This window comes from Rhodopirellula maiorica SM1, from assembly GCF_000346295.1.
Taxonomy (GTDB): Bacteria; Planctomycetota; Planctomycetia; order Pirellulales; family Pirellulaceae; genus Novipirellula; species Novipirellula maiorica.
Genome location: NZ_ANOG01000491.1, coordinates 1 through 2,203, shown reverse-complemented (window position 1 = coordinate 2,203; position 2,203 = coordinate 1). Strand labels below are relative to the sequence as shown.

The following is a 2,203-nucleotide window of genomic DNA, read 5'->3' as shown; positions in this document are numbered from 1 at the left end:
AACTGGTTGGGGGGAATTCACCAAGACGTCTAAGGGCCGGGGAATTTATTCCAAGGTTCGCGGCAAGCAGCCGTTGGGGCGGTTCAATCAAGCGGATGTCGGACCATTTCTATCGAGTGCTTGATTCGGTTTGTTTCTTGGGGTTGCTGTATTGATCTTCGCAATCAGGACAAACGGTATAGCGAATTTCCGGGACGGTCTGTTTGCGATACAGCCTTAGCTTGATCGCAATGTTTTCGATCTCGAGCCAGCCGGAAGGTTCTACTAGTGATCGTTTACAGAAGCTGCACATCGTTAGAAATGCGGCTGAGCGTTCTTCCGTTGGGTCGAGTATGGCAAGACGGCGACTTGGGACAGCTCGGAGTAAGACGCTCTCGTAGCCTAATTCTTGTGTTTCCAGTCGGCGGATGGTTAGTTGCATGTAGCGTCGCAGTGTGGGGGAATCGCAGCGAAACGGTACGGTGATCGGATTGCCGGTCATTCGTACGAAACGATGGATTTCCTGGTACAGCCTCTGGGTCGGGTAATCGGAAATAAAGTCCCACAATGACTTACCGACCACAGAGTCCTCGTCCAGATCGGTGGTGTTGTTTTCTCTCGCAAAGGCAATCCACCACTGGTCCACCGCGACGATCATGTCTGAAGCGTCGACACGGTAGCGGTAGACGTGAGCAGTTTGAGTGACCACTTGGCTGGTTCCCAAATACGCGGAACGGAGTGTCTTTTAGCTCTGGGGTCATTGATGGTAACACGTTCCGGCTTGCGGTTGCTAGGAAAACTGATGCACAGGCCCCCTATTTGGATATTTTATGGCCCCGCTGCTTTGCAATCAAAACATCAGGTTGCCGATCATCGCAGGCTCACCTGAGCGTGTCGGGTGGATTAAGATATCGGTCTGTCTGTCCCACCTCCGTTTCCTCAACCATTGAAAGAACTTCGATGCAAATTTACCGTCGCTCTCTGCTGGTTTCGTTAGTGTTAACCGGCTTTCTCGTTTCCCCTCTGCACGCTCAGGACACTTTAGCTCAGCACGATGCGGTTAAACCCGTTCCGCGTGACAGTCGTTGGATGAAACGTCACGAATCGATGAATGCAAGGGTCAAGCAGGGCAACGTTGACCTTGTGTTTATTGGCGATTCGATCACGCAAGGCTGGGAGGGCAGCGGCAAAAGCGTGTGGGCCAAATACTATGGCGATCGGAACGCGGTGAATCTGGGGATTGGTGGCGACCGAACTCAACACGTGATCTGGCGACTGGATAATGGCAACCTGGAAGGCATTTCGCCCAAAGTTGCCGTGATCATGATTGGCACCAACAACTCGGGCAGCAATACGCCCGAACAAATCGCCGAAGGGGTGACCGCGATCGTTCGCCAATTGCAGCAGAAAACGCCTGATACCGAGATTCTATTGCTGGGAACTTTCCCGCGTGGGGCCGATTCGTCGGACAAGAAGCGGCAGGTCAACGAGAAGAGTAACGAGATCGTGGCAAAACTGGCTGCCGACGATAACGTGCACTACTTGGATATCGGTGACAAATTTCTCAGTGACGATGGGAAGCTTTCCCGAGAGATCATGCCTGACCTGCTGCATCTCAGCGAACAGGGGTACACGATTTGGGCCGAGTCGATCGAAGAAAGCTTGAAGGAATTGATGGCAAAATAAGAACGGCTACCGTCGTTTTTATTCGCGTGCAAGTAACACCAGTACGCAGCTGCCATCATCGATGACATTGATTCCGGCATCGCGAGCCAACTGGCTCGCGATGTCGTCTTCGGCGCCGGGTTGCATCCAAATGTTCTTGACTCCTGCCGCCACTGCGTCGGCCACCACTTGGCGGGTGACTTCGGGTGGCGTGATGATCGACAGCGACTCGGGGACGACCGGTAAATCGGTAATCCGCGGGTACGCCTTGTGTCCTTCAATCTCTTCGCTAATCGGATTGAGTGGAAAGACTTGGCGGCCAGCGTCGAGCAGTGCCCGAAAAACTTTGTTGCCATATTTGTGTCGTCGCGTCGAAGCACCGGCAACTGCAAATGTTTGGGACGCGAGAAAGGATTCGATCGCGTGAGGCATGGGGTTTTCCGATTAAATACGTGTTTCTGGGAGTTCGTTGCCGTTACCTGATGCGAATTAGGTGCCGTTTGCGTAAGCCTCGGCCATCACCCTGTTCGTCTGGCGGCCTTCGTTCCCGTCGACGCGA

General features: G+C 53.4%; 3 protein-coding genes. 1 reads left to right on the top strand and 2 read right to left on the bottom strand.

Translation table 11 applies throughout. The features are described 5' to 3' along the window. Positions 1-109: 109 nt before the first annotated feature. Positions 110-688, bottom strand: coding sequence for a hypothetical protein (locus tag RMSM_RS15390; RefSeq protein ID WP_040767103.1), 579 nt, complete (start codon positions 686-688; stop codon positions 110-112). Positions 689-939: 251 nt separating this feature from the next. On the opposite strand from RMSM_RS15390, the gene RMSM_RS15385 reads away from it, so the two are divergent. Beyond that, positions 940-1,665: a platelet-activating factor acetylhydrolase IB subunit gene (locus tag RMSM_RS15385; RefSeq protein ID WP_008697892.1), complete on the top strand. Its 726-nt coding sequence runs from the start codon at positions 940-942 to the stop codon at positions 1,663-1,665. Between the two features lie 18 nt (positions 1,666-1,683). Here the strand turns inward: RMSM_RS15385 and RMSM_RS15380 are convergent, their stop codons facing one another. After that, positions 1,684-2,076, bottom strand: a complete 393-nt coding sequence (locus RMSM_RS15380) for a CoA-binding protein (RefSeq protein ID WP_008697891.1) — start codon at positions 2,074-2,076, stop codon at positions 1,684-1,686. Between the last annotated feature and the right edge of the window lie 127 nt (positions 2,077-2,203).

Excerpts from the sequence above, each read along its gene's own strand:
- RMSM_RS15380 (WP_008697891.1), bottom strand. The coding sequence starts at position 2,076 with ATGCCTCACGCGATCGAATCCTTTCTCGCGTCCCAAACATTTGCAGTT.
- RMSM_RS15385 (WP_008697892.1), top strand. The coding sequence starts at position 940 with ATGCAAATTTACCGTCGCTCTCTGCTGGTTTCGTTAGTGTTAACCGGC.